This window comes from Nocardia carnea (assembly GCF_029869215.1).
GTDB lineage: Bacteria > Actinomycetota > Actinomycetes > Mycobacteriales > Mycobacteriaceae > Nocardia > Nocardia carnea_B.
This window is the reverse complement of record NZ_JARWPM010000320.1, coordinates 1-4,037: the sequence shown is the minus strand read 5'-3', so window position 1 is coordinate 4,037 and position 4,037 is coordinate 1. Positions and strand designations below refer to the sequence as shown.

Genomic DNA, 4,037 nt, shown 5'->3' with positions numbered 1-4,037 from the left:
CCGGTGTCGGAGGGCACCCCGGCGACCGGACGGGGGCGCGGCCCGCCTCTCCGCGCGCCCGGGCTCGGCTGCCCGGCGGGAGGCGCGGCGGGGGCATCGGCCGCGCCCGGCCACGGGTCCTTATCGAGTCAGTCGCACAGTGTGCGCAGCTGTTCGATCAGTGCCACACGATCGGCCGGTGTGGCCGCGAGCGGGGCGACGTTCAGCACCGTGACCCCGGCTTCGGCGAACGCGGCGATCCGCTCCTTCACATACCCGGCCGGGCCGATCAGGGATACGTCCCGGACGAGCTGGTCGGGTACCACCCGGGCCGCCTCGTCCTTCTTCCCGGCCAGGTACAGCTCCTGGATCCGGTCGGCTTCGGCACCGTAGCCGTACTTGGTGGCGAGGGTGTGGTAGAAATTCTTGCCCTTGGCGCCCATTCCGCCGATGTAGAGCGCGAGCATGGGTTTGACGAACTCCAGCAGCGGTTCCACGTTCTCACCGATGGCCAGCGCCGGGCCGGCGTAGACGTCGAGCGGACCGAGTTCGGGATCGCGCCGCTCTTTTCCGGCGCGCAGGGCGTCCCCGAACACAGCGTCGGCGCGTTCGGGCAGGAAGAAGATCGGCTGCCAGCCTTCGGCGATTTCCGCGGCCAGCGCGACGTTCTTGGGACCCAGCGCCGCCAGCAGCACCGGAATACGTTCGCGGACCGGGTGGTTGATCAGTTTCAGCGGTTTGCCGAGGCCGGTGCCCGCGCCCTCGGGCAGCGGGATCTGGTAGTACTTGCCCTGGTAGGTGAGCCGTTCCCGGCGCCACACCTTGCGGCAGATCTCGACGAGTTCGCGGGTGCGCCCGATCGGCGCGTCGTAGGGGACCCCGTGGAAGCCCTCGATGACCTGCGGGCCGGAGGCACCCAGACCCAGCACGAAGCGGCCGTCGGAGACGAAATCCAGGCCCGCCGCGGTCATCGCGGTGAGGGTGGGGGTCCGGGTGTAGAGCTGCATGATTCCCGAGGCCAGTTGGAGCCGCGAGGTTTTGGCCGCGAGGTAGCCCAGCGCACTGACCGCGTCGAACGAGTACGCCTCGGGGACGAAGACGATGTCCAGGCCGGCCCGTTCCAAATCGGCCACTTCGGCCGCGGCTTCGGTGAAGCCGCCCGAATAGTTGATACTCAATCCGATCCGCATGCCCTCAACATAAACCCGCCTACGGGGTGGCCCGGCACCGGCCACGCCGGGGGACGCGGTAGGTTGAGGGCAGTTACCCCGTGCGCAGTGCAGCTAACTTCGAGCTACCGTGTCGAGAAAGGCCTGATCGTGTCGCAGTCCCCCGAAGCGCCCGAGTCCACCGCCACCGGTTTCGGCGAGTCACCCATCGGCGGCTACCTGGGCGAACTCGCGGCGAAGGTGCCGGCACCGGGTGGCGGCGCGGTCGCTGCACTGCATGCGGCCCAAGGCGCCGCCCTGGTGGCGATGGTCGCGCGGTACACCACGCGCGCCAAGGATGCCGAGCATCGGCCGGTTGTCGACCGGATCATCGAGGCCGCCGACTCGGCCAGGGAACGAGCGCTCGCACTCGCCGACGCCGATGCCGCCGCGTTCACCGCGGTGGGCGCGGCCTACAAGCTGCCCAAGGACACCGAACAGGAATCGGCGCAGCGCGGCGCGGCGATCGAGGCCGCCCTGCTGGAAGCCGCGCGGGTGCCCGCGGCGGTGGTCGACGAGGCCGACGGGATCCTGGTCTTGGCAACCGAATTGCTGCCGATCGGAAATCCGAATGTAGTCACCGATATCGGCGCCGCCGGTGCTGCCGCACGCGCCGCGGCGGTGACCTCACAACTGAATATCGAGATCAATCTGGGTTCGCTGCCGGCCGAGCGAACCGCGGCATTCACCGAGGTACTGGGCCGGATCTCGGAAATCACCGCCCGGGCGGATTCCCTACATCAGGAAGTGCTCCATGCCGTCCGCGCCGGGTGAAAACACGTGCACATATCCGCACGCGCGAATTAACCAGGTATATGCCGAACTGGGATTATTCGAGATTCTATGAAGAAGACGGCACGCGTAGAATGGGCGGCGTTCGGAGATTTTCATACTGCTCCACCGCTCGACCCAGGCACCATCAGCTAGACCGGCCGGCGGAGGTACCGGCGGCCGGGAACTGTTTGCTCCAGCTCGACGAGTGCAGGAGGTAACGGTGAGGATCGGGTACACATCGACGCCGGCCGCGGCGGAAGACTCCGAGCCGGGTATCGATGTCATCACCGAACAAGGAGTCGTCTCCAATATCGCCGACTGTTCGGCGGATCCCGGGGTCTTGACGCCTGGCCAGGCCCGGCGCGCCCACGATATCCACAGACTCTGTTCTCCCGAATGCCTGGTCCGCAGACGGGCCGGTCTGACCCTCGCCTTCGGCGTCGCACCGGACGGCGCCCTCGGCGCACTACCGAACCGGTCCGCTTTCGGTATTTCGCCCGGCCGCTCGGCCCATCGCGGCGATTGATTTCCCGGCGCGGCAGCCACGTTCACCGGCCTGTCGCGCATCTTTCCCGCCGGTGTTCTGCCGGCGTGCTTCCGACAGCACCACCGTGCTCTCAATGAATGGTTCTCGAGCAGCTCCACCCATTGGCTGGGCGGCGAGCGACATATGTCGTGCGGCCACTAATCAAGGAGGAAAGTTGAGCACCATATTCACGAATACGGAATCCGAATCGGATATCCCGGCGCGAAAACCCCGGCGCGCCCGGTTCGGCGGAGCCGGACGTAACCACCCGCTGAACATCGTCCTGGTCGCGCCCCCGTATTTCGATGTGCCCCCGGCCGGTTACGGCGGTGTCGAGGCCGTGGTGGCCGAACTCGCCGACACGCTGGTCGCGCGCGGGCACCGGGTGACGCTACTGGGCGCCGGAAAGCCCGGTACGGATGCCGAATTCGTCCCGGTCTGGGAGTCTCTGCAGGCCGAACGCCTGGGCGACCCGTTCCCCGAGGTCGTCAATGCCCTGAAGGTGCGGCGCATGGTCGAGAAACTGGCCCGCTCCCGGCATATCGACATCATCCACGACCACACTTTCGCCGGCCCGCTCAACGCCCCGGCCTACGAGAACCTGGGCATCCCGACCGCCGTCACCGTGCACGGGCCGGTCGACAACGATATGTGGGAGTACTACGGCGCGCTCGACGAACACACCCGCCTCATCGCGATCAGCGACCGGCAGCGGGAACTCGCGCCGAGTTTCAACTGGATCGGCCGCGTGCACAACGCACTGCGCCCCAGTGAATGGCCGTTCCGCACCGAAAAGCAGGACTACGCGCTGTTCCTCGGCCGCTACGCGCCCTACAAGGGACCCCAGCTGGCCCTGCGGGCCGCACACGAGGCGGGTATCAAGCTCATCCTCGCCGGTAAATGCAATGAGCCGCCGGAGAAAGCGTTCTTCGCCAAGGAGATCGAACCGCTGCTCACCGATACCGACCACATCTTCGGGGAAGCCGATGCGGTCGCCAAACGGGAACTGCTCGCGGGCGCACGCTGCCTGCTGTTCCCGATCCGCTGGGAGGAGCCGTTCGGCATCGTGATGATCGAGGCGATGGCCTGCGGTACCCCGGTGGTGGCGTTGCGCGGCGGTGCGGTGGAGGAGGTGATCGAAGACGGTGTCACCGGCATCATCTGCGACCACCCGGACGAATTGCCCGCCGCCATCGCCAAAGCCGGCGAACTGGATCCGCACGCCTGCCGGCGCCGCGTCGAGGATTATTTCGGCGTGGATCAGCTCGGTGCGGGCTACGAGGCCGCGTATTACCGCATACTCGAAGCGTGGGACGACGCCCACAGCAGGGGCCAGACACTGTCCGCCGTCGGTACGCGCCGCGCCGCGGTACCCGCGATCCGCGCCGACGCCGGCACGACACCGGTATGGAGTAGGGCATGAACGCACCGCCGAGAATTCTCAACTCCGGCCAGCCCGGCCCCCGGCACGGGGGCGGGGGGGGGGGGGCCCCGGGCGGGGGGAGGGCCAGGAGGGTTTGCCCCCCCCCCGGCGGTTATAAATGAGGGGC

At 67.8% G+C, this 4,037-nt stretch carries 4 protein-coding genes; 3 read left to right on the top strand and 1 reads right to left on the bottom strand.

The annotated features are described in order from the left end of the window. Nucleotides 1–128: 128 nt before the first annotated feature. Complete coding sequence (locus QH276_RS22495; protein ID WP_280402567.1) at nt 129–1,169, bottom strand: LLM class F420-dependent oxidoreductase; 1,041 nt, start codon at nt 1,167–1,169, stop codon at nt 129–131. 186 nt (nt 1,170–1,355) lie between these two features. Here QH276_RS22495 and QH276_RS22490 point away from each other — a divergent pair, with 186 nt between their 5' ends. The 3 genes from QH276_RS22490 (at nt 1,356) to QH276_RS22480 (ending at nt 3,910) form a co-directional block, all read left to right on the top strand. Then, complete coding sequence (locus tag QH276_RS22490) at nt 1,356–1,961, top strand: cyclodeaminase/cyclohydrolase family protein (RefSeq protein ID WP_280402581.1); 606 nt, start codon at nt 1,356–1,358, stop codon at nt 1,959–1,961. Between the two features lie 220 nt (nt 1,962–2,181). After that, nucleotides 2,182–2,487 (top strand): hypothetical protein, encoded by a 306-nt coding sequence (locus QH276_RS22485; protein WP_280402568.1) that lies wholly within the window; start codon nt 2,182–2,184, stop codon nt 2,485–2,487. A 214-nt stretch (nt 2,488–2,701) separates the two neighbouring features. Then, entirely contained in the window at nt 2,702–3,910 is a 1,209-nt protein-coding gene (locus QH276_RS22480; protein ID WP_280402582.1) for a glycosyltransferase family 4 protein, read from the top strand. Nucleotides 3,911–4,037: the final 127 nt, after the last annotated feature.